This window comes from Microcystis sp. LE19-195.1E (genome assembly GCF_027532095.1).
Taxonomy (GTDB): Bacteria; Cyanobacteriota; Cyanobacteriia; order Cyanobacteriales; family Microcystaceae; genus Microcystis; species Microcystis aeruginosa.
Genome location: NZ_JAPZSZ010000154.1, coordinates 1 through 1,854, shown reverse-complemented (window position 1 = coordinate 1,854; position 1,854 = coordinate 1). Strand labels below are relative to the sequence as shown.

At 47.1% G+C, this 1,854-nt stretch carries 2 protein-coding genes; both read right to left on the bottom strand.

All coding sequences use genetic code 11. The features are described 5' to 3' along the window. Positions 1–1,290 (bottom strand): caspase family protein (locus O9300_RS09135; protein ID WP_287971363.1); only part of this gene is annotated, 1,290 nt, incomplete at its 3' end. After that, positions 1,283–1,660 carry a Pepco domain-containing protein gene (locus O9300_RS09130; protein WP_287971362.1) on the bottom strand — a complete coding sequence of 126 codons (378 nt, stop codon included), beginning with the start codon at positions 1,658–1,660 and terminating at the stop codon, positions 1,283–1,285. The genes O9300_RS09130 and O9300_RS09135, both read right to left, overlap by 8 nt. Between the last annotated feature and the right edge of the window lie 194 nt (positions 1,661–1,854).

Here is a 1,854-nt window from a genome sequence, read left to right as displayed (position 1 = left end):
GGCGATCGCTTTCCACTGGGCCTGGGTGATGGGGTATTTACCCATAAAGAAGGGTGGGACAGTTACTTCATGTTGTGGTCTTTCCTTTCTAAATCCTTCCCAATTAAATTTTTTAACCAGTCTTTCGATTTCCTCGTCTTCTGTTCCCATCGTGAATGTACCCCCCGGGATGGCGACCATTTCTAGGGTGATGCCGTTGCCCAAATCTTGGGCGAAATATTGGGACTGCTTCGACTCTTTTTTGATTTGCTCACCCTTCGCATTTACTCGCACCACCTCAAAGTTAAATACCTTGAGTCCAGTTTCTTGAGAAGGTTTAGGGGTCGATGACCTATTTCCCTCAGACCCCGTGACGTATTCGCGACGCGTAAAAGGAATCGAAGACTGTCTTAGAGCGATGCGCTTGATAGCTTCGATCGCCTCTAAATCGCCACGAGATGCTCCTAAGACACGAATCCATAACTGTTCAGCTAAGTCAAGATCGCCCCTATTTTCTGCTAAGGAAGCTTGATACTTTAGGGGTTCCACGTCCCTAAGCGTGGCAACTTGTTCTAACAAAATAAAATAGAGCTTGTGGGGCGGTTCTGCTTTTAGATAGGGATTCTGTCTCGGTTTCCCATATCTAGCGTTAGTTTGCTCGACTTGACGGCGCAGATATTCGTCTAGACGCTCGACCGTAGCACAATTGGCTTCTCCTTGCCGCCGCAATCCTTCCAGCAGCGTATGAGTAAATGAGCCTTGTTGTAACTCATCGATCTCCCAAGATTGCTGATTGGCAGTACAGGAATAAAAGGTTATGACTCCCTGATGCTCCTCTTCTCCAATGCCCAGACCGCCTCGGCTGTCCTCATCTCGACAGGCATCTAACAATAGTACGACGTTATCCGCCCCAGACCGCCGCAGCCGCTCGGTGACATAATCCACCGATACAGCCGTTTCTCTTACATTACCCGGATCACTATCTGGCAGCATCAGATAGTCTTTGTCTTGATAGCGCCTGCCATGACCAGCAAAGAAAAACCAGAGATTGTCTCCAGACTTAAGCAGGGGAGTCTCGAACTGCTTCTGAAGAAACCGCTTGAGACGACCGTGGGTTAGTTGCGTGGGAATGGGGGGACTAGCAGGAATGGGTGGAGAATCTTCGGTAAAGAGAAATATCCCACTGTGATCGAATCCTCCCTCCCCTTCACACCAAGCTTTGATCGCTTCCGCGTCTTGCTTGGCGTATTTCAGCGGCTTGAGGTTGTCATACTCGTTGATGCCGATCGCTATCACCCAGTTTTTAGCCATCTTTTCTCTTGAACTTAAATGTCATCGCTCCTTTCCCTCCTGCTTTGCCCCCGATCCCAAACAGGCTAACTTGTCCTTCCCCATTAATTTCTACAGACAGTTCCACTTCATCGAGCCGGATTTTAGTGCCTGGAGGATCGGCTTCATTGAGCATTTCCCGCATCGCTTTGAGAAAGCCCTTCATTTCTAGCTTCAGTTTGGACACATCCACTTGACTTCTTTCGGTGGCCGCAACTTCGGGCGATTTTTCCTTTTCACCGAGCCGTCCCCCGATATCACTGCTACTTCTAGCGCCGGTGGGCGTTTCTCGAACATAAGATTCACCCGTAATAATCCATATTTTGCTGGGAGTCGCGATATCTTCGGTCATTGTGTTGATTTCCCCTAAATGTTATCTCACTTGCCTTTAACCAAACATTCTAAGGGACTTCCAGAGAATAAAATACCCAACAAAAAAATAGAAAAGTGTTTTTTTGAAAAAGTAATTATTTTTGTCTAGGAAAACAAAGAGTCTCCCATTACAACCTATTTTTCCGAAAAAATAGGCAGCACAAACTCTTATAC